Origin of the sequence: Klebsiella sp. 141240, from assembly GCF_050600805.1 — a bacterium.
GTDB classification, from domain to species: domain Bacteria; phylum Pseudomonadota; class Gammaproteobacteria; order Enterobacterales; family Enterobacteriaceae; genus Klebsiella; species Klebsiella aerogenes.
Window position 1 is genome coordinate 67,278 of record NZ_JAQIRK010000004.1, and the last position, 20,359, is coordinate 87,636.

The 20,359-nt window shown below is 54.5% G+C and carries 21 protein-coding genes; 7 read left to right on the top strand and 14 right to left on the bottom strand.

Annotated elements, in window-relative coordinates; genetic code table 11:
* Positions 1-41 precede the first annotated feature (41 nt).
* The 3 genes from nagK (at position 42) to PGQ95_RS08920 (ending at position 2,225) form a co-directional block, all read left to right on the top strand.
* Positions 42-953 carry an N-acetylglucosamine kinase gene (gene nagK / locus PGQ95_RS08910; protein WP_087857982.1) on the top strand — a complete coding sequence of 304 codons (912 nt, stop codon included), beginning with the start codon at positions 42-44 and terminating at the stop codon, positions 951-953.
* Positions 954-967: 14 nt separating this feature from the next.
* Complete coding sequence (gene cobB / locus PGQ95_RS08915) at positions 968-1,798, top strand: Sir2 family NAD+-dependent deacetylase (RefSeq protein WP_087857981.1); 831 nt, start codon at positions 968-970, stop codon at positions 1,796-1,798.
* Between the two features lie 91 nt (positions 1,799-1,889).
* Positions 1,890-2,225, top strand: a complete 336-nt coding sequence (locus PGQ95_RS08920) for a hypothetical protein (RefSeq protein ID WP_430917776.1) — start codon at positions 1,890-1,892, stop codon at positions 2,223-2,225.
* 140 nt (positions 2,226-2,365) lie between these two features.
* Here the strand turns inward: PGQ95_RS08920 and PGQ95_RS08925 are convergent, their stop codons facing one another.
* From PGQ95_RS08925 to potA, 5 genes are all read right to left on the bottom strand, one after another.
* Positions 2,366-3,229, bottom strand: a complete 864-nt coding sequence (locus PGQ95_RS08925) for a DUF6708 domain-containing protein (protein WP_430917778.1) — start codon at positions 3,227-3,229, stop codon at positions 2,366-2,368.
* 316 nt (positions 3,230-3,545) lie between these two features.
* Positions 3,546-4,592, bottom strand: coding sequence for a spermidine/putrescine ABC transporter substrate-binding protein PotD (gene potD, locus PGQ95_RS08930; protein WP_430917780.1), 1,047 nt, complete (start codon positions 4,590-4,592; stop codon positions 3,546-3,548).
* On the bottom strand, positions 4,589-5,374 hold the full coding sequence (gene potC, locus PGQ95_RS08935; protein ID WP_012968557.1) for a spermidine/putrescine ABC transporter permease PotC: 786 nt from the start codon (positions 5,372-5,374) through the stop codon (positions 4,589-4,591). The genes potD and potC overlap by 4 nt, the downstream gene beginning before the upstream one ends.
* Positions 5,371-6,228, bottom strand: a complete 858-nt coding sequence (gene potB, locus PGQ95_RS08940; RefSeq protein WP_015705059.1) for a spermidine/putrescine ABC transporter permease PotB — start codon at positions 6,226-6,228, stop codon at positions 5,371-5,373. The genes potC and potB overlap by 4 nt, the downstream gene beginning before the upstream one ends.
* Positions 6,212-7,348, bottom strand: a complete 1,137-nt coding sequence (potA, locus tag PGQ95_RS08945) for a spermidine/putrescine ABC transporter ATP-binding protein PotA (protein ID WP_087857978.1) — start codon at positions 7,346-7,348, stop codon at positions 6,212-6,214. Before potA ends, potB begins: the two co-directional genes overlap by 17 nt.
* 254 nt (positions 7,349-7,602) lie before the next feature.
* Here potA and pepT point away from each other — a divergent pair, with 254 nt between their 5' ends.
* On the top strand, positions 7,603-8,826 hold the full coding sequence (pepT, locus tag PGQ95_RS08950) for a peptidase T (protein ID WP_087857977.1): 1,224 nt from the start codon (positions 7,603-7,605) through the stop codon (positions 8,824-8,826).
* A 108-nt stretch (positions 8,827-8,934) separates the two neighbouring features.
* Here the strand turns inward: pepT and PGQ95_RS08955 are convergent, their stop codons facing one another.
* From PGQ95_RS08955 to rluE, 8 genes are all read right to left on the bottom strand, one after another.
* Entirely contained in the window at positions 8,935-10,056 is a 1,122-nt protein-coding gene (locus PGQ95_RS08955; RefSeq protein WP_015367148.1) for a cupin domain-containing protein, read from the bottom strand.
* 85 nt (positions 10,057-10,141) lie between these two features.
* Positions 10,142-11,608, bottom strand: coding sequence for a two-component system sensor histidine kinase PhoQ (gene phoQ, locus PGQ95_RS08960; RefSeq protein ID WP_087857975.1), 1,467 nt, complete (start codon positions 11,606-11,608; stop codon positions 10,142-10,144).
* Positions 11,605-12,279: a two-component system response regulator PhoP gene (gene phoP, locus PGQ95_RS08965; RefSeq protein ID WP_087857974.1), complete on the bottom strand. Its 675-nt coding sequence runs from the start codon at positions 12,277-12,279 to the stop codon at positions 11,605-11,607. Before phoP ends, phoQ begins: the two co-directional genes overlap by 4 nt.
* A 167-nt stretch (positions 12,280-12,446) precedes the next feature.
* The gene (gene purB, locus PGQ95_RS08970) at positions 12,447-13,817 is read right to left on the bottom strand and encodes an adenylosuccinate lyase (protein WP_045375095.1); all 1,371 of its coding nucleotides are present in this window, start codon (positions 13,815-13,817) and stop codon (positions 12,447-12,449) included.
* Between the two features lie 3 nt (positions 13,818-13,820).
* Entirely contained in the window at positions 13,821-14,462 is a 642-nt protein-coding gene (hflD, locus tag PGQ95_RS08975) for a high frequency lysogenization protein HflD (RefSeq protein WP_015367144.1), read from the bottom strand.
* Positions 14,463-14,518: 56 nt separating this feature from the next.
* The gene (gene mnmA, locus PGQ95_RS08980; protein ID WP_045393753.1) at positions 14,519-15,625 is read right to left on the bottom strand and encodes a tRNA 2-thiouridine(34) synthase MnmA; all 1,107 of its coding nucleotides are present in this window, start codon (positions 15,623-15,625) and stop codon (positions 14,519-14,521) included.
* Between the two features lie 56 nt (positions 15,626-15,681).
* The gene (locus PGQ95_RS08985) at positions 15,682-16,140 is read right to left on the bottom strand and encodes an NUDIX hydrolase (protein ID WP_430917785.1); all 459 of its coding nucleotides are present in this window, start codon (positions 16,138-16,140) and stop codon (positions 15,682-15,684) included.
* Positions 16,141-16,161: 21 nt separating this feature from the next.
* On the bottom strand, positions 16,162-16,812 hold the full coding sequence (rluE, locus tag PGQ95_RS08990; protein ID WP_045393759.1) for a 23S rRNA pseudouridine(2457) synthase RluE: 651 nt from the start codon (positions 16,810-16,812) through the stop codon (positions 16,162-16,164).
* Between the two features lie 239 nt (positions 16,813-17,051).
* Here rluE and icd point away from each other — a divergent pair, with 239 nt between their 5' ends.
* From icd to yajD, 3 genes are all read left to right on the top strand, one after another.
* Positions 17,052-18,302: an NADP-dependent isocitrate dehydrogenase gene (gene icd, locus PGQ95_RS08995; RefSeq protein WP_015705065.1), complete on the top strand. Its 1,251-nt coding sequence runs from the start codon at positions 17,052-17,054 to the stop codon at positions 18,300-18,302.
* Between the two features lie 196 nt (positions 18,303-18,498).
* Complete coding sequence (locus PGQ95_RS09000) at positions 18,499-18,798, top strand: hypothetical protein (RefSeq protein WP_113374181.1); 300 nt, start codon at positions 18,499-18,501, stop codon at positions 18,796-18,798.
* A gap of 134 nt (positions 18,799-18,932) precedes the next feature.
* Complete coding sequence (yajD, locus tag PGQ95_RS09005; RefSeq protein ID WP_015367133.1) at positions 18,933-19,280, top strand: HNH nuclease YajD; 348 nt, start codon at positions 18,933-18,935, stop codon at positions 19,278-19,280.
* Positions 19,281-19,313: 33 nt separating this feature from the next.
* Here yajD and PGQ95_RS09010 read toward each other — a convergent pair whose 3' ends face one another.
* The gene (locus tag PGQ95_RS09010; protein WP_430917787.1) at positions 19,314-20,273 is read right to left on the bottom strand and encodes a YbgA family protein; all 960 of its coding nucleotides are present in this window, start codon (positions 20,271-20,273) and stop codon (positions 19,314-19,316) included.
* Between the last annotated feature and the right edge of the window lie 86 nt (positions 20,274-20,359).

A 20,359-nucleotide genomic window follows, 5' to 3' on the forward strand; every position in this document is an offset into this window, starting at 1 on the left:
CCAAAGGATGTGGGGTTGGGGCTAATAAGAGGAATGGCTAAATGTATTACGGATTTGACATTGGCGGCAGCAAGATAGCGTTGGGGGTGTTTGATAACGCCCGGCAACTTCAGTGGGAAAAACGCGTTGCCACTCCAACGGAAAGCTATGAGGCTTTCCTGCAGGCGATTGAAGCGCTGGTTCGCGAAGCCGATCGGCGCTTTGGCGTGGAGGGCGCGGTCGGTATCGGTATCCCCGGCATGCCGGAAACCGCGGACGGCAAGCTGTATGCCGCCAACGTACCCGCCGCCAGCGGCCACCCGCTGCGCGTTGATCTCAGCGCGCGCCTGGGGCGCGAAGTACGTCTTGATAATGACGCTAACTGCTTTGCGTTATCTGAAGCGTGGGATGATGAATTTACCCAATATCCGCTGGTGATGGGATTAATCCTCGGCACCGGCGTCGGCGGCGGGATCGTGCTTAACGGCAAATCGATTACCGGTCACAGCTACATCACCGGCGAGTTCGGCCATATTCGTCTACCGGTGGATGCCCTGGAAGTGGTGGGGCGCGATTTTCCGCTGACCCGCTGCGGCTGCGGCCAGCTCGGCTGCATTGAGAACTATCTTTCCGGCCGCGGATTCGCCTGGCTGTATCAGCATTTTTATCACCAATCCTTAACTTCGCCGCAGATCGTCGATCTGTGGCTGCAGGGTGATGCGCAGGCGCGGGAGCACGTTGAGCGTTATCTCGATCTACTGGCCGTTTGTCTGGGCAATATCCTCACCATTGTCGATCCGGATCTGCTGGTGTTGGGTGGCGGATTATCTAATTTTACTGCTATAACCGAAGGGCTGGCGCAGCGCCTGCCGCGTCATTTGCTTCCGGTCGCCCGGGTGCCGCGCATTGAGCGCGCGCGTCATGGCGACGCCGGAGGTATGCGCGGTGCGGCCTTCCTTCATTTGACTCATTAATTACAGGGGTAGCTATGCTGTCGCGCCGCTTACATCGCTTAAGCCGTTTCCGCCGTAAAAAACGCCAGTTGCGCGATCGCTTACGGCAACGTGTCTTCTTCGGCGAAGACAAAACGCCGCCGCAGGCAATAGATAAACCGCGGGTGGTGGTGTTAACCGGCGCCGGTATTTCGGCAGAGTCGGGGATTAAAACCTTCCGCGCCGCCGACGGCCTGTGGGAAGAACACCGGGTGGAAGACGTGGCGACACCGGAAGGTTTTGCCCGCGACCCGGCGCTGGTGCAGGCGTTTTATAACGCCCGCCGCCGCCAGTTGCAGAGTGCGGAAATCGCGCCCAATGCCGCGCATCTGGCGCTGGCGAAGCTGGAAGAGGCGCTTGGCGATCGTTTTCTGCTGGTGACGCAGAATATCGATAATCTGCACGAGCGCGCGGGTAACCGCCGGGTTATCCATATGCACGGCGAGCTGCTGAAAGTACGCTGTTCATGGAGCGGGCAGGTGCTGGAATGGACCGGCGACGTGACGGCGGATGATAAATGCCACTGCTGCCAGTTCCCGGCGGCGCTGCGCCCGCACGTGGTATGGTTTGGCGAGATGCCGCTGGGCATGGATGAGATCTACAGCGGGCTGGCCGAGGCCGATATCTTTATCGCTATCGGAACCTCCGGTCACGTTTATCCGGCGGCGGGTTTCGTCCATGAAGCCCGTCTGCACGGCGCGCATACCGTCGAGCTAAACCTTGAACCCAGCCAGGTCGGCAGCGAATTCGCTGAGAAACATTACGGGCTGGCAAGCGAAGTGGTGCCCGAGTTCATTGATAAGCTGCTGCAGGAAAACTCGCTATAAACTGAAGCAGCCTGCCAGGGAGTATGGGCACAGCCCATTGCTTCCGGCAGCGCTGTTGACAAGGATGAAACGTCATGACAGGAGTCAGACTATGCATAATCCGCTGGTTATCGAAGCGATCATGTTGATCGCGGCCATTGTCGTCGGCGTATGGAGCCAGAGAGCTTTACCTATATACGCCGATAGTCGGCCGATTCTCTTTATACTGTGCTTGTTCATCAGTATCGGCAGCTCATTGGGCCTGCTGCTCGATGGCTTAGCCCTGCTCCTCACCGGCCAGGTAGCAACAGGTATTGTACGGATATATGGCCCCCTGCTGCTGCTGGTGGTGCTGTGGAAACCCCTTAATGCGGTCTTCGGTATCATTGAAGATTTTTTGCAGCGCAGAGAAGCCAGGGGGAAATCCCGGCGGCGAAAGCGAAATTAGAAACGTCTTAACGGTCGGAAGTTACCGACCGCGATGAGTTATTGCTTAAAAAAATTGAATACCTATCTGCCTGAATATTATGGACAAATTTTAATGCTCGCAAGAACAGGTCTGTAAGCCACTCTGGCTACTTCTAACTTTTAACTATCCAACGTAGATTCCGTCTGCGCGGAGTCAGACCACGGGGTGTCGGGTTTTATTCGTAACACCACATACGTTATTAATGCATCAGGTATCATCATTGGCAGCATGAAAAGAGCCAGAATCCAGAAGAAAGGGTTCCGGAAAGGAATAATAGTTGACCATTTATCATTTATATCAGCACGCAGGAAACCCCGACTAACTAATAACATGCAATATTTAAATGAGTGTTGAGGCTCTGGCGGTAAAATATGGACAGGCGTCATCATGCCGCGCATGTAGTTTTCACACCATGCCCATGATTTCGCATAGCTAAAGAGAAAATCTTCGTTTTCAATGGTAAAACGTGAAAATAGCGAAGCACTATGATCGGCGCTAATAACAAATTTTCTTTGGTAACCGCTGGGTTCAGTAACACGCCACTCATACCACGTACAACCGCAGCTTTTCCCGGATCCGGTCTTAAAGTTAGCGACTATCTCTTTCCAGTCATAAGTCAGCGTTTCGATAGGCCATCTGGCAAAGATGTTATAGGAAGTATTATGATGTTGAATATACACCCGCTGTTGCTTGCGATTCAGTCTGATGATTAAGCTTTTAGGCTGTGTTATGGCCACGCGTAGCACATATATACTGTAGTATAATATAAAAATAACGAATAGTATGGCGTAAAAGATTTCATCGGAATGGGTTAGTAGAGGCCCCACCAGAAAAAGAGAGTAAATAGTTCCAATTATTAAAAATAACCATATGGTTACGCCGGTTCCATTTCCTCGGAGGATGTTTCTTTTTATATCGCAGTAAATATCATTAACTTCTGTAATACCGAAGAGTGGAGGGGGGTTAATTTTTATATCATTCATTATTCCATTTCCTTATGTAAGAGCGGCGGTTAATCCTTTAGGTATTTCTGCTGGTTATGTTTTTTATCGCTAAATAATGGCGGTAGAGTTGCCTTCTCTTATTTATCCCGGTTAGGGCTACCCGCAAAGCGGCAACATCGATGTAAAGTATCGACGGCGACGGGTGAGATGCAATACATATAATTATTGAATAAATTCGGATGAAATGAATAACCCGCAGTACTTTATAAGCCTGTGTTTTCACGGGTGATTGACAGTGAATATATTAATTTTTTATATGCTGGATAACATCGCGCTATCCAGCATAGTATTACAATTAGCGACCGGCTTTCAACTTCTGGTAATACTCTTCATAAATGGCGCTGGCGCTGCCGACGTCATTTTGCCATTCGCCTTTTTCAATTGTGGCGGCATCCGGATACAGCGATTTATCGTTGGCGACTTCCGGGCTGAGCATTTTGCGCGCGGCCAGGTTTGGCGTCGGATAACCGATAGTTTCGGCTACCTGTTTCGCGACATCAGGGCGCAGCAGGAAGTTAATCAACTTCAGCGCGCCGTCAACGTTTTTGGCATTCGCCGGAATCGACAGGCTATCCATCCAGAAAATGCCGCCTTCTTTTGGCCAAATCACTTCCAGCGGGGTGCCAGCCTGACGCGCGACAAAAGCGGAACCGTTCCAGACCATGCCAAGGTTCACTTCACCTTCCATATACGGGTTTGCCGGGTTATCGGAGTTGAACGCCGCGACGTTTGGCATCAGCTTTTTCAGCTCGTTATAAGCCGCTTCAATCTCTTTTGGATCGGTGGTGTTGCCGGAATAGCCCAGTTTGCGCAGCGCCATCTGGAACACCTCGCGCGCGTCGTCGGTCAGCAGCAGGCTGCTTTTATATTCCGGTTTCCACAGGTCGGCCCAACTGGTTACGGTTTTCGGGTCGATAGCATCGCTATTGACGCCGATTGCCGTCGCGCCCCAGATGTAGGGAATCGAGTAGTCGTTATTCGGGTCGAAAGGTTTGTTCAGCATCTGCGGATCGAGGTTGCTGAAGTTACTCAGCTTGCTCTTGTCAATCTTTTGCAGCATGCCTTCTTTGCGCATTTTGTCGACGAAATAGGTCGATGGCACCACCAGATCGTAAGCGCCGTCTTTATAGGTTTTGAGCTTGGCGTACATGGTTTCATTCGACTCGTAGGTCGAATAGATCACCTTGATGCCGGTCTCTTTGGTGAACTGTTCCAGCAGGCCTGGCGGCACGTATTCGGTCCAGTTATAGAAGTAGAGCGTTTTGCTATCGTCCGCCTGCGCGGCGCCCATGCCCAAAGCCAGAGCGCCCGCAGCGAGCAGGTGGCGTGACCATTTTTTCATTTTAACGTCCCCTGAGTTTTATCACGTGCAATTAACTGACTGGCGATAACCATCACCAGCGAAAGAACCAACAGAATCGTCGCCAGCGCGTTCACTTCTGGTGAAACGCCGACCTTCACCATGGAGTAGATCTTCAGCGGCAGGATTTCATAACCCGGACCCGTAACGAACGAAGAGACCACCACGTCATCCATCGACAGGGTAAAGCTCAATAGCCACCCGGCCGCTACCGCCGGCAGCGCCAGCGGCAGGATGATTTTGCGCAGGATGGTCATCTCGCTGGCGCCGAGATCTTTCGCCGCTTCCAGCATGCGCACATCAAAGCCTTTCAGGCGAGAGAACACGGTCACCACCACGAATGGCAGACAGAAGGTGATATGCGAAAACAGCAGCGACCAGAAGCCCAGCTGAATACCGATCAGCATAAACAGCACCAGCAGGGAGATAGCCATCACGATATCCGGCGACATCATCACGACGAAAAGCATTCCGCTGACGAACGGTTTACCGCGAAAACGGTAGCGATACAGCGCCACGGCGGTGAGTGAGCCGATAAGCGTGGCGAAGGTTGCCGACAGCACCGCCATGGTCAGCGAGTGCTGGGCGGCCTGCAGCAGGCTATCGTTATTCATCAACAGGCTATACCAGTCGGTGGTGAAGCCTTGCCAGTTGATACCGAAGCGTGAACGGTTAAACGAGTTAACGATCAGAATAATAATAGGGATGTAGAGATACGCGTAAATGGCGGTCATAAAGCCGCCGCGCAGCAGTCGACCGATCATTCCAGCTCCACCTTTTTATTCAGCAGGCGCGCCGCGCGCCAGTAAATCAACAACATCAGCCCCATCACCAGCGTTAAGGTAATACTGGTTGCCGCGCCGAATGGCCAGTCGCGGATATTAAGGAACTGACTCTTGATAACGTTGCCGATCAGCAGATTTTTGGCGCCGCCCATCAGGTCTGAGACGTAAAAGAGCCCCATTGCCGGCAGCATCACCAGCAGACAGCCGGCGATAATTCCCGGCATGGTCAGTGGAATAATGATGCGGATAAAAGTCTGCAGCTTGCTGGCGCCGAGATCTTTTGCCGCCTCCAGCAGCGGGCGATCCAGTTTCTCAATGCTGGAGTAGAGCGGCATCACCATAAACGGCAGCAAAATATAGACCAGGCCGATAATTACCGCCGATGGCGTGTACATAATGCGTACCGGCGTATCGATAACCCCCAACCACAGCAGGAACTCGTTCAGATAGCCTTTGGTACTGAGGAAAATCTTCAGCCCATAGATGCGGATCAGCGAATTCGTCCAGAACGGGACGATAAGCAGGAACAGCAGCAGCGGGCGTACCTTTTGCGGCAAGCGCGCCAGGAACCACGCGAACGGGTAGCCCAACGCCAGGCAGGCGAGGGTCGCCAGCAGCGCCATATTCAACGAGTGCAGCAGCACATCGTAATAGAGCGGATCCAGCAGCCGCGAGTAGTTATCCAGCGTGAAGACCATTTTGACGAAGTTCGCATCGTCGCGGGTCAGGAAGCTGGTGGCGATGATCATCAGGTTGGGCAGAAAGACGAACAGCACAAGCCAACCCACGATGGTGGCGATCACCACATTTTGGAATTTACTGGTGTTCTTCATCGGCCAGCACAACCTCCCAGCTTTCTACCCAGTTAATCGCCATTTTCTGGTCGAGGGAGTGGTCAAAGTCCGGATCGTCTTCATTGAAGAATTCGCTGACCATAACCATCTTGCCGTTTTCCAGCTCAACAACTGACTCAAGGGTCATCCCCTTGTAGTTGCGTTCGCGCACGTAACCGATAAGGCCATCCGCTTCGCTGCCGTGATGAATTTCATCAACGCGGAGATCTTCCGGGCGCAGTAGAACGTTCAACTGTTGCCCTTTTTCAACGGCGAAGTTGACATAGATATTGCACTCGCGGCCTTCGACGCAGGCGCGTACGCGCTGTTCATCCAGGCGTTCAATAACGGTCGCGTTGAAGATGTTGATTTCGCCGATAAAACTGGCGACGAACAGATTCTTCGGCTCTTCGTAGATTTCACGCGGGGTACCGTCCTGCTCGATTTTGCCATCGCGCATCACCACAATGCGGTCGGACATGGTCAGGGCTTCTTCCTGGTCATGGGTGACGAAAACAAAAGTGATGCCGAGCTTGCGCTGTAGCGCTTTGAGTTCGTTCTGCATCTGCTTACGCAGCTTGTAGTCGAGCGCCGAGAGGGATTCATCAAGCAACAGCAGACGCGGTTTGTTGACCACCGCCCGGGCGATGGCGACGCGCTGCTGCTGGCCGCCGGAGAGCTGGTGAGGCTTACGCTGGGCAAACTCTTCGAGCTGTACCATTTTCAATGCGTCCACCACCCGCGGGGTGATTTCTGCCGCCGGGGTTTTCTGCATCCGCAGGCCGAAGGCGACGTTTTCGAACACGGTCATGTGCGGGAAAAGCGCATAGCTTTGGAATACGGTATTGACGTGGCGGTTTTCCGCCGGGACATGGGTGATATCCTGGTCTTCCAGGTGGATACGTCCGATATCGACGCTTTCCAGACCAGCGATTAGACGAAGAACGGTTGTTTTACCGCAGCCAGAGGGGCCAAGCAGGGTGAGAAATTCACCATTATTGATGGTTAAGTTGAGATCGGAGATAACGGTCTTACCATCAAAGCTTTTGCGAATTCCCGCCAGTTGTACCAGCGGAGAAAGCGAACGCGGTTGTATATTCAATTTTTGACTCTGTCCCATGTAGACGCAACGGAAAAGGGATCGCTGCGGGGTTTGTGATTAACCACCTTTGGGGTTGCACATAATTAATAAGGGCCAGCATTTTACGGCAAACGATTGTAATCGCCAATCATTGTTGTACCGCGGTGTATCACCTTTACACATAATGCACGTAAATGTATTAAAATTTGGTTTACGGGCTAAAAATGACCTGACGCAATATTTGTCTTTTCGCCCTTATTGATAATGTTGTCACAAAAAAAGAGGGTGGCCACATGGATAAATTGCTTGAGCGTTTTCTGCAGTATGTTTCTTTAGATACGCAATCGAAGCCTGGCGTGCGTCAGGTTCCCAGTACCGAAGGACAGTGGAAGCTGCTGCGCTTGCTGCAGAACCAGCTGGAAGAGATGGGGCTGGTCAACGTGACGTTAAGTGAGAAGGGCACGGTGATGGGGACCCTGCCGGCCAACGTCGCAGGCGAAATCCCGGCCATCGGTTTTATTTCCCACGTTGATACCTCGCCGGATTTCAGCGGTAAGAACGTGAATCCGCAAATTGTCGAAAACTACCGCGGCGGCGATATCGCCCTCGGCATCGGCGATGAAGTGTTGTCGCCGGTGATGTTCCCGGTTCTGCATCAACTGTTAGGCCAGACGCTTATCACCACCGACGGTAAAACGCTGCTCGGCGCCGACGATAAAGCGGGCATCGCAGAGATCATGACGGCGCTGGCGACGCTGCAGGCGAAAAAGATCCCTCACGGCGATATTCGCGTCGCCTTTACGCCGGATGAAGAAGTCGGCAAAGGCGCGAAGCACTTTGACGTCGCCGCGTTTGATGCCCGCTGGGCGTACACTGTGGATGGCGGCGGGGTCGGCGAACTGGAGTTTGAAAATTTCAATGCCGCCTCGGTGACCATTAAAATTGTTGGCAATAATGTGCATCCCGGCACCGCGAAAGGGGTGATGGTTAACGCTTTATCGTTGGCGGCGCGTATTCACGCCGAAGTGCCGGCCAGTGAGGCACCGGAAACCACCGACGGTTATGAGGGCTTTTATCACCTGACCAGTATCAAGGGCAGCGTTGACCGGGCGGAGATGCACTACATTTTGCGTGATTTCGATCGCAAGCAGTTTGAAGCGCGCAAACGCAAAATGATGGAGATCGCCAAAAAGGTCGGTAAAGGGCTACATCCGGATTGCTACATCGAACTGGTGATCGAAGATAGTTATTACAACATGCATGAGAAGGTGATTGCCCATCCGCACGTAGTGGACATCGCGCGTCAGGCGATGGTGGACTGCGATATCGAGCCGCAGATAAAGCCAATCCGCGGCGGTACCGACGGCGCCCAACTCTCTTTCATGGGGTTACCATGCCCGAATCTGTTTACCGGCGGCTATAACTATCACGGTAAGCACGAGTTTGTCACTCTGGAGGGTATGGAAAAAGCCGTGCGGGTGATTGTGCGGATTGCGGAGCTGACGGCAAAACGCTAAATCCAGAGCCCGGTCCTGTAGGCCCGGTAAGCGCAGCGCCACCGGGCAGGGTGTGGTTGATGCCGTTGTAGGCCCGGTAAGCGTAGCGCCACCGGGCAGGATGCCGACTCAGTCCTCAAAGAACCAATAGCCGCTGTTGACCAGCGCCGCCAGCATGGCGAGGAACGACGGGTCTTCCAGCGCATCGCCGAAATGTTCGGCGCGCAGCGACAGATGCGTTGCCAGCGCGTCAAGCGCAGGGCGGTGCGGAGAGTCTATTTTTTCGCCGTTGACGAACACTTCGCCATCGATCCGCAGCACGCGCAGGCCGCCAAGGCGGGCGAGCTTATCGCCCTGCTGCAGCGCATCGTAAATTTCGTCCGGCTGATAAGGCGGCTCCGGCGGCGCCACGTCAAGTTCGTGGCGGGATTGGGTAATGAACTCGCCAAACCACTGTTTAAAATGCTCAGGTTGGTTAATCAGCCCCAGCATCATCTCACGCAGGCGATCCAGTTCAACCGGCAGAATATCGGCCGGATGGTCGCGGGATGGCACGTCCGGGTCGGCATAGCGCTGGCTGCCCAGTTCACGTTGCAAAATATAGTCAGCAAAGCCGCTGAACAGCTCGCGGGCATTCGGCGCACGATAGCCGACCGAATAGTTAAGCGAATTTTCCAGCGAATAGCCTTCATGCGGGAATCCTGGCGGAATGTAGAGAATATCGCCAGGTTCCATCTCTTCATCGATGATGGCTTCAAACGGATCAACCTGCAGCAGATCCGGATGCGGGCAGTGCTGCTTCATCGGCACCTTTTCGCCCACGCGCCAGCGCCGGCGACCGGTACCCTGAATGATAAACACGTCGTATTGATCAAGGTGCGGGCCCACGCCGCCGCCGGGGACGGAGAAAGAGATCATCAGGTCGTCGATACGCCAGTCCGGCAGAGCGCGAAAGGGGTGCATCAATGCCGCCGTCGGCTCGTGCCAGTTGTTCACCGCTTGCACCAGCAGCGACCAGTTGTTTTCGCTGAGATGATCGTAGCTTTCAAATGGACCATGGCTGACCTGCCATTTTCCGTCCTGATGACTCACCAGACGGCTGTCGACCTCGCTCTCCATGGCCAGGCCGGCCAGTTCATCCGGGCTGATTGGGTCGATGAAATTGGCGAAGCCGCGCTTTAACACTACCGGGCGTTTTTGCCAGTAGCGTTCGATAAAGTCGGGCCAGTTTAGCGTTAATTGATAGTCCATATTTATATTCCACAGCAGGTGTCTGTCTGGGATTATAACGGATGCGGCGCCGCGGCGATGCAGGCGTCGTTAAAAAACTGTTGCGTTAGCTCTCTTTATCATCAGGAAGCTGGCGGCCAAAGATAACTTCCATGCAGGCGCCGCCGAGCAGGCTGTCGCCGGTCAGGATATCGCCATCGTACTGTTCAACGATATCGCGGGCGACAGACAGGCCGACACCCTGGCCCGGGCGCAACGTATCGGCGCGCTGGCCGCGATCGAATACCGCCGTGCGCTGGTTACGGGGAATACCGGGACCGTCGTCCTCCACCAGAATATGCAACTGGTTGTCGTTGGTCTGGCGTACCGAGACTTCGACAAACTCCAGACAGTACTTGCAAGCGTTATCGAGAACGTTGCCCATCACTTCCATAAAGTCGTTCTGCTCGCCGACAAAGCTTATCTCCGGCGAAATATCCAGCGTGATGTTAACCCCTTTACGCTGGTAGACCTTATTTAAAGCAGAGGTCAGGCTATCCAGCAGTGGGGCGATCGGGTGTAGTTCGCGGCTGAGAAGCGCATTGCCGCTGCGCATGCTGGCGCGGTGCAGATAGTAGCCGATTTGCTGCGATATGCGGCTAATCTGCTCCAGCATCACCGGCTCCGCTTCGCTGACGCTAATTTTCTCGCCGCGCAGCGAACGTAGGGTGCTTTGCAGCACCGCCAGCGGTGTTTTCAGGCTGTGGGTTAAGTCAGTGAGGGTGGTTCGGTATTTGTCGTAGCGGTCACGTTCGCTTTTCAGCAGGCGATTGAGGTTACTGACCAGGCCGGTAAGTTCACGAGTGGTGTGAGAATCGAGCCTCTCACGATGATGTTCTTCCAGCTCGCGGACCTCTTTCGCCAGTGATTCGATAGGGCGTAAACTCCACCAGGCGGCAAGCCACAGCAGCGGGATGACCAGCAACAGGTTGGCCGCCAGCACGTAGATAAACCAGCTCCACACCATGTAAGAGCGTTTTAGCTCCACCGGAATGGTGTCGACCACCACAATGCTTAATTGCGGCATCTTCGCGGTGGCCGGATAGAGATTAATCGCCACCGAGTGGGTCATCTCCGAGGAGTCATCTTCCTCGCGGATGGCGTCAAGCTGCTCGCGAATTTCATCATTATTGCGCAGCAGCAGACTACTGCTGCCAACATCGGCTTCGATTTCATGGAAGCCGTTGCTCTTCAGCCATTCAGGTTGGATTCGCTTCACCAGCCAGGGGACGTCATGCTGCGCCCACAGCAGTTTGCCTTTGGCATCGTAAATCAGCGTCACCGTCGGGCTCTGCATGTTCAGGTGTTCGGGGATATCGACATCGATATGGTTATTTTCCCACTTCGCCAGCATATAGAACAGGTTGCTCTCGCCGCGCAGCAGGCGGAAGGTGGTTTTATCGAAGCTTACGCTGTAGCCTACCAGCGCAACCATGCCGTAGGCCAGAGACAGGATCAGCACTACGGCGGCGGTCGCCAGCAGAAAGCGGACGCGCAGAGAAAGCGGAAGAATATGTCGCAACACGCCTTTCATCCGCGCAGTTCGAATAAGTAGCCCTGACCGCGCACGGTGGTGATCACGTCCTGCGGATATTGCGCCTGGATTTTTTTGCGCAGCCGCCCCATCAGCACATCGATGGTGTGGCTTTCGCGGAGTTCGGCATCAGGGTAGAGCTGTAGCATCAGCGAATCTTTGCTCACCACTTTGCCGCGGTTACGGATCAGCGTTTCCATGATGGTGTACTCAAAGGCGGTGAGCTTAATCGGCTGGTCATTGACCGACAACTCGCGGCGGGATAAATCTACCTGGAACGGCGGGATCGAGATAACCTGCGAGGCCAGGCCGCTATTGCGACGCAGCAACGCCTGCATGCGGGCGGCGACCTCTTCGATATGGAAGGGTTTGGTGACGTAGTCATCGGCGCCGGCGCTCAGCACCTCGACTTTATCCTGCCAGCCTTCACGGGCAGTCAGCACCAGTACCGGTACCGATACGTCGTGACTACGCCAGCGGCGGATCAGCGACAGGCCGTCTTCATCCGGCAGGCCAAGGTCAACGATGGCGACATCCGGGATATGCTCGCCCAGGTAGTAATCTGCTTCCTTTGCATCTTCCGCGGCATCCACCTGATGCCCCAGTTCCTGTAGCTGGACCTTGAGGTGATGGCGCAGCAGAGCATTATCCTCAACGACGAGTACGCGCATGCCCATTCTCCATTTCATTTACGATTTGAATAGTTTAACGCGATTATGTGGCGCTGGGGGTAAACATTATTTAAACCAGGCGGGAGAGAGCGTGTTTCTGCGTGGAAAGTCGTGATTGACAGGTAGCATGCGCGAAGAGATTGCCCATGCTACCTGAGTCAGGCTGGTTACTTCAGCTCGTCGACCATGGTGGTCGCGCGACCGATGTAGTTAGCCGGAGTCATCGCCTTCAGGCGGATTTTTTCTGCTTCCGGCAGCGGCAGGCCGTCGATGAACTGCTGCATGCCTTCGGCGTCGACGCGCTTACCGCGGGTCAGCTCTTTCAGCTTCTCGTACGGTTTTTCGATACCGTAGCGGCGCATGACGGTCTGGATCGGCTCAGCCAGCACTTCCCAGTTGTGATCCAGTTCGTCCAGCAGACGATCCTGGTTCAGCTCCAGTTTGCTCACGCCTTTCAGGGTGGATTGGTAAGCGATCAGCGCATAGCCGATGCCCACGCCGAGGTTACGCAGCACGGTGGAGTCGGTCAGGTCGCGCTGCCAGCGGGAAACCGGGAGTTTGCTGGCCAGGTGCTGCATGACGGCGTTCGCCAGGCCGAGGTTGCCTTCGGAGTTTTCGAAGTCAATCGGGTTCACTTTATGCGGCATGGTTGAAGAGCCGATTTCGCCCGCGATGGTTTTCTGTTTGAAGTGGTTGAGCGCAATGTAGCCCCACACATCGCGATCGAAATCGATCAGGATAGTATTGAAGCGCGCGATGCAATCAAACAGCTCGGCGATGTAGTCGTGCGGCTCGATCTGGGTGGTGTACGGGTTCCACTGAATTCCCAGCGAGGTAACGAACTCTTCACTGAACTGATGCCAGTCAACTTCCGGGTAGGCGGCGATGTGGGCGTTGTAGTTACCGACCGCGCCGTTGATTTTACCGAGGATTTCCACCTGGTTCAGCTGACGGTACTGGCGCTCCATACGGTAGGCGACGTTGGCCATCTCTTTGCCCATGGTGGACGGGGTCGCCGGTTGACCGTGGGTACGAGAAAGCAGCGGCACGTCACGGTATTGGGTCGCCAGATCTTTAATCGCGTCAATCAGCTTGCGCCAGTACGGCAGCACCACTTCGTCACGGGCGGTTTTCAGCATCAGCGCGTGCGACAGGTTGTTGATGTCTTCAGAAGTACAGGCGAAGTGAATGAATTCTGACACTGCGTGCAGTTCGGCGATATCGGCGACTTTTTCCTTGAGGAAATATTCTACCGCTTTCACGTCGTGGTTGGTGGTGCGTTCGATGGTTTTGATACGCTCCGCGTCCTCTACGCTGAAGTCGGCAACGATTTTATCAAGGAAACCGTTTGCGTCGGCAGCAAAAGCAGGAACTTCCTTGATCGCTGCGTGCGCGGCCAGTTTTTGCAGCCAGCGGACTTCTACCTGTACACGGAATTTCAGCAAACCGAATTCGCTGAAGATACCGCGCAGCGCGCTGACTTTATCGCCGTAGCGGCCGTCTACGGGGGAAACGGCGGTCAGTGAGGATAATTCCATAAATCATAACTCCGGGGTTAAATGAGCAAGAATTTGTTTTGCCTGGTTAACCAGACGATTGCGAGAAAACATGAGCTGCAGACGTCCGCCGCCAACCTGATGCCAGAGCACGGCGGAACGAATGCCGGCGAGCAGGGTAGAGCGTACCTTCGCCTGAACCTGCGGGCTTTGCAGCACGGCAGGAGAACCGGTGACCTGAATGCGCGGCCCCAGCGGGCTGATGACGTCAACGTAAATGCCAGCCATCGCGCTGAGCAGCGTTTCAGACTGTAGATCAAAATGTTCTAACTGACGGCGCAGGCCGCCGATGCGGTTGCCGAGAGTATCCATCGCCCCTTTGCTGGCGGCGAGTTTACGTTCCAGCACCATCAGGCTCAATGTGTAGCGGGTGAGTTCCGCGTTGAGGCCCTGACGGCTGCTGGTATTCAGCACGCCGAGCAGAGTCTCAAGCCCGAGACGAAGATTGGCTTCACTACCACCGAATACCGCCAGCGTTGAATCCGGGTCGAGATCGATGATGCTGTTCAGCGAAACGTGCAGGGCGTCGCTGTCGCAATGCCCCTGATGCGCCAGTTGCTGAACCAGCCGCGCTGCCTGGCATACGCCCGCCAACGCCAGAGTGATGTCATAATAATTCTTCGCCACGCTTACTCCTTGTAACCCGCCGGGCGTTAATCAGGCGTCCGGCGGAAAATGGTCGATCAGGATACCAGCGGCAGGCGCTGTTCGATAATTCCGCCGCCGAGGCACACTTCGCCGCTATAGAAAACAGCCGACTGTCCCGGCGTCACGGCGGCGACGGGTTCATCAAAGATAACTTCGATGCGGTCGTCATCCAGCGCCTTCACGGTGCAGGGGATGTCGGTCTGGCGGTAGCGGGTTTTTACCGTACAGCGAAGGGTGCCCTGCAGCGGCTGACGATCGACCCAGTGTAACTGCTGGGCAATCAGGCCGACGGACATCAGACGCGGGTGATCGTGACCCTGGGCGACAATCAGCACGTTGTTTTCCACGTCTTTATCGACCACGTACCATGGATCTTCGCTACCTTCTTTGGTGCCGCCGATGCCGAGCCCTTTACGCTGTCCGAGGGTGTGATACATCAGCCCCTGGTGTTCGCCTATCTCATCGCCATCGACGGTGATGATTTTGCCCGGCTGCGCAGGCAGATAGCGGCCCAGGAAGTCGCGGAATTTACGCTCGCCGATAAAGCAGATGCCGGTAGAGTCTTTTTTCTTCGCGGTGATCAGATCCAGCTCTTCGGCGATTTTGCGCACCTGCGGCTTTTCCAGCTCACCGACCGGGAACAAACTTTGCGCGATTTGTTCGTGGCTGAGGGTGTAGAGGAAATAGCTCTGGTCTTTATTGCCGTCGAGCCCGCGCAACAGTTGGCTTTTGCCGTTGACATCGGCGCGGCGCACGTAGTGACCGGTGGCGATGTAGTCAGCGCCGAGATCTTCTGCGGCGAACTCAAGGAAGGCTTTGAATTTGATCTCTTTGTTGCACAGGATATCCGGGTTCGGCGTACGGCCGGCTTTATACTCTTCGAGGAACAGCTCAAAGACGTTATCCCAGTATTCTGCGGCAAAGTTGACGGTATGCAGTTCAATACCGAGCTTATCGCAGACGGCTTGCGCGTCGGCGAGGTCGGCAGCGGCGGTGCAGTATTCCTCACCGTCGTCTTCCTCCCAGTTCTTCATGAACAGGCCTTCCACCTTATACCCTTGCTGTTGCAACAGGTAGGCGGAAACAGAGGAATCGACGCCGCCGGACATGCCGACGATCACTTTTTTTGGACTTTCTGACATTGGAATACTCACCACATTGAACTTCAAGGCGGCGTATTCTAGCACGCGCTAACCGTTCAGGCACCCCCTGTGAACGGCCAGTTAAATTCCGCAATCAGCGACAGCGGATGCCGCTGATCCTGCTGATAGCTGCGAATGCTTTCCGCCACCAGCGGCGAGCGCAGGTTTTTCGCGTTAAGAATTTCCTCAGCACCGAGCCACAGACAGCGATCGATGTCGCTGTCGTGCGGTTCAGTAGCGCACGTATCGTTAAGCTCAATGGCAAACAGGAAGCGCAGGAACGGCGTGTTATCCGGGGCCTGCCACTGATGCATGCGGATGAAGTGCTGCGGCGCGGCGCGAATACCGGTCTCCTCCCACAGTTCGCGCTCGGCGGCCTGCGCCAGGGTCTCATTGGCTTCGAGATGACCGGCTGGCTGGTTCCATAGCGCTTTGCCGTTAATCGTCTCTTCAACAACCAGGAATTTGCCTTTGGCGTGAACCACGCAGGCGACGGTGACGTGCGGTTTAAACATCGAGCTTCCTTATGAATGCTGTTATTCGGTTTGACGCCACTCGCCGTTGGCTAAACCATCAAGCGTATAGCCGCCCATGGCGTAGCGAATCAGCCTTAGCGTCGGAAAACCGACGTGGGCGGTCATCCGGCGAACCTGACGGTTGCGTCCCTCATAGAGGGTGATTTTTAGCCAGCGAGTGGGAATCGATTTACGCTCGCGAATCGGCGGATTGCGCGGCCAAAGCCAGGCGGGTTCATCCACCAGCTCCACGCCGGCGGGTAGGGTGGGTCCATCGTTTAGCGTCACTCCGTCGCGCAGTGCGCGGATCGCTTCTTCTGTAGGTTCGCCTTCCACCTGAACGTAGTAAATTTTGCCGGTGCGCTTACCGGGCTGGGTCAGTTTTGCCTGTAGCGCGCCGTCGTTGGTCAGCACCAGCAGACCTTCGCTGTCGCGGTCAAGACGACCGGCGGCGTAAACACCGGCGACAGGAATAAAATCCTTCAGCGTGCTGCGCCCGGACTCGTCGGTAAATTGCGGCAACACATCGTAGGGTTTATTGAACAAGATCACAGTTTTAAGCTGGCGTTCTTTACGTTGTCTGGTCACTTGTTGTGTGCTGAATCGCTCAACGCGATGTTTTCTAAATGAAGTTTTCTGCATGGTATTTTCAGGCTCTCTCAATTGCCGCATTATAGCCTAATTACGAATGCCTTTCATGGACGCAAACATTCAGGTAGTATTGACATGCTCATTACAAATTATTAACAAAAAATTGCTCAAACCGATTCGCAATACAGGCAGGAAGGCAACACGGACGCGAATCTCCGGTTAGCGGGGCGACCCGGTACTCAGGAGTAGGCCGACTAAGCCAACACCAGGCTCGCGTGAAGAGGGAAGAGCAGAACCAGAAGCGCTCGAAGGAGAGGTTAATGGAAAGCAAAGTAGTAGTTCCGGCGGAAGGTCAGAAAATCACCCTGCAAAACGGCAAACTGAACGTCCCTCATAACCCGATTATCCCGTTCATTGAAGGCGACGGTATCGGTGTCGACGTTACCCCAGCGATGCTGAAAGTGGTTGATGCCGCCGTTGAGAAAGCCTATAAAGGCGAGCGTAAAATTTCCTGGATGGAAGTTTACACCGGTGAAAAATCTACCCACGTTTACGGCCAGGATGTCTGGCTGCCTGCTGAAACCCTCGATCTGATTCGTGATTACCGCGTTGCTATTAAAGGTCCTCTGACGACGCCAGTTGGCGGCGGCATCCGTTCTCTGAACGTGGCGCTGCGTCAGGAGCTGGATCTCTACGTTTGCCTGCGTCCGGTACGTTACTATCAGGGTACCCCGAGCCCGGTTAAACACCCGGAACTGACCGATATGGTTATCTTCCGCGAAAACTCCGAAGATATTTATGCGGGTATCGAGTGGAAAGCAGATTCTGCCGAAGCTGACAAAGTTATCAAATTCCTGCGCGATGAGATGGGCGTGAAGAAAATTCGCTTCCCGGAACATTGCGGTATCGGCATCAAGCCGTGCTCTGAAGAAGGTACCAAACGCCTGGTACGCGCCGCTATCGAATACGCGATCACCAACGATCGTGATTCCGTGACCCTGGTGCACAAAGGCAACATCATGAAGTTCACCGAAGGCGCGTTCAAAGACTGGGGTTACCAGCTGGCTCGCGAAGAGTTCGGCGGTGAGCTGATCGACGGCGGCCCGTGGGTGAAAATCAAGAACCCGAACACCGGCAAAGAGATCGTGGTTAAAGACGTGATCGCCGATGCGTTCCTGCAGCAAATCCTGCTGCGTCCGGCTGAATACGATGTTATCGCCTGTATGAACCTGAACGGCGACTATATCTCTGACGCCCTTGCGGCGCAGGTTGGCGGTATCGGTATCGCGCCGGGCGCCAACATTGGCGACGAGTGCGCGCTGTTCGAAGCTACCCACGGTACTGCCCCGAAGTATGCCGGCCAGGACAAAGTGAACCCAGGTTCCATCATCCTGTCTGCAGAAATGATGCTGCGTCACATGCAGTGGTTTGAAGCCGCAGACCTGATCGTTAAAGGCATGGAAGGCGCTATCGCCGCTAAGACCGTGACCTATGACTTCGAACGTCTGATGGAAGGCGCTAAGCTGCTGAAATGTAGCGAGTTTGGCGACGCGATCATTAAAAACATGTAATCCAGCTTTCTGGATTAATGCGAAACGGGAGCCTAAGGGCTCCCGTTTTTATTTGCTTTGTACCGGGTTATCCATAATTAAATAACTGTGAGCTATTCATGCCCGCAGCCGCTTGCTACGGTAAATCATCCATTGGCTTTATTTATTGCCATATTTTGCCTGGTTTTTTCAGGTTATTATTATTAGAGGTGATATTATGAAAAAGATTATTCTGACCCTGGTATTAGCATCAGCGAGTATTTCTGCCTTCGCGGGTTACCATCCGGTCGCAAGGACCGCAGCCGTAGCCTCAGCCGATCATCCGGTGGCGGTAGCGGCGGCAACCGGCGATAACGGTAACCATCCGGTGGCGCGCACCGCGGCTGTCGCTTCGGCTGACCATCCGGTGGCGGTGGCGGCGGCAACCAGCGATAACGGTCGCCACCCAGTTGCGCGTACCACGGTTGTCGCTTCAGCGGATCATCCGGTCGCGGCGGCGGCAGTGACCAGCCATTAATAATCCTCTTCCCGGCGCCACGCCGGGATTTAGCTACTGCTCACGTCTGCGCATCGATTTCCTTTCCTGCTCCGTTTTACGCTATATTGGCGCTATTATCGTAAATTATCTCTTTATCACAGGTAACATCTGCCATGGCTTTGATCCCTAAAAACTATGCCCGCCTGGAAAGTGGCTATCGCGAGAAGGCGCTTAAAATTTATCCATGGGTCTGCGGACGCTGCTCGCGCGAGTTTGTCTACTCCAACCTGCGTGAATTGACGGTACATCACATCGATCACGATCATACCAATAACCCGGAAGATGGCAGCAACTGGGAACTATTGTGTCTGTATTGTCACGATCACGAGCATTCCAAGTACACTGAGGCCGACCAGTACGGTACAAGAGTGGTGGCCGGTGAAGATGCTCAAAAGGATGTCGGTGAAGCCACCTACAATCCTTTTGCCGATTTAAAAGCCATGATGAACAAGAAGAAGTAGCTACGCTTCGTCGTAATGCGCATAGCCTGGCTGCTAATTGACGCCCAGACGCAGGGCTAAATCCTGCGGGTAGGGATCAAAATAGTTCTGCGTCTGCAGATAGCGGTCGGGATATTCGGCCAGGTAGTGCTTAAGCAGCGTCAGGGGCGCCAGAATAGGGAGCAGCCCCGCGCGATAATGCAGTATCACGTCACGCAGCTCGCCGCGCTGACGGCTATTCAACCGTTCGCGGAAATAGCCCTGAATATGCATCAGCACATTGGTGTGGTTTTTCCTGGAGGCGGTATTTTTCAGGATCGCCATCAGCTTATCGCGGTAGGCGACGAAAAAGGCATCCAGGTCTTGCCATTGATGCATCGACGCGACGAAAGGGCCAATTTCTCGATAGCCGGCCTGATGATGCGCCAGCAACTGCAGTTTATAGCGGCTATGAAAATCCATTAACGCCCGACGGGTCAGGCCATTGGCCCGCAGCGTATTCAGTTCATGCAGGGCGAAAAGACGCTCGACAAAATTCTCTCTTAACTGCGGGTCGTGCAGTCGTCCATCCTCTTCTACCGGCAACCACGGATAGGCTTCCATCAACGCGTGGGTAAACAGGCCGGTTCCTTCTTTGCGCCCGCGGTTGCCTTTTTCATCATACAGGCGCACGCGTTCCATACCGCAGCTCGGTGATTTGGCACAGACGATAAAACCCGCTAATTCGCCAAGCCCAGGCAGGTAACCGGCGGTAAAGTCCGCCATTTTGCCCGTGACATCGTCGTGCGGCTCGCTGCTAAAACGCATCTGAATCTCACCTGCGCCGGTCTGCACCAGGCGCAGGGCCGGTCGAGGAGAGCCCAGGCCGATGGCCATTTCCGGACAAATGGGTTTGAAGGTTACCCACGACGCCAGTTCATCCATCGCAAATGGCGATCGTTTATGTCCGCCATCAAAGCGCACGGACGAGCCGGTTAAACAGCCGCTGATGCCAATGACAGGTTGCTTATTCATGGCGTACTCCTCGCTTTGTTCTCACTGGATGAGCCGTCCCGCAAAAGCGTTCGACCCGATATATTAAACTTACACAATCATGATTT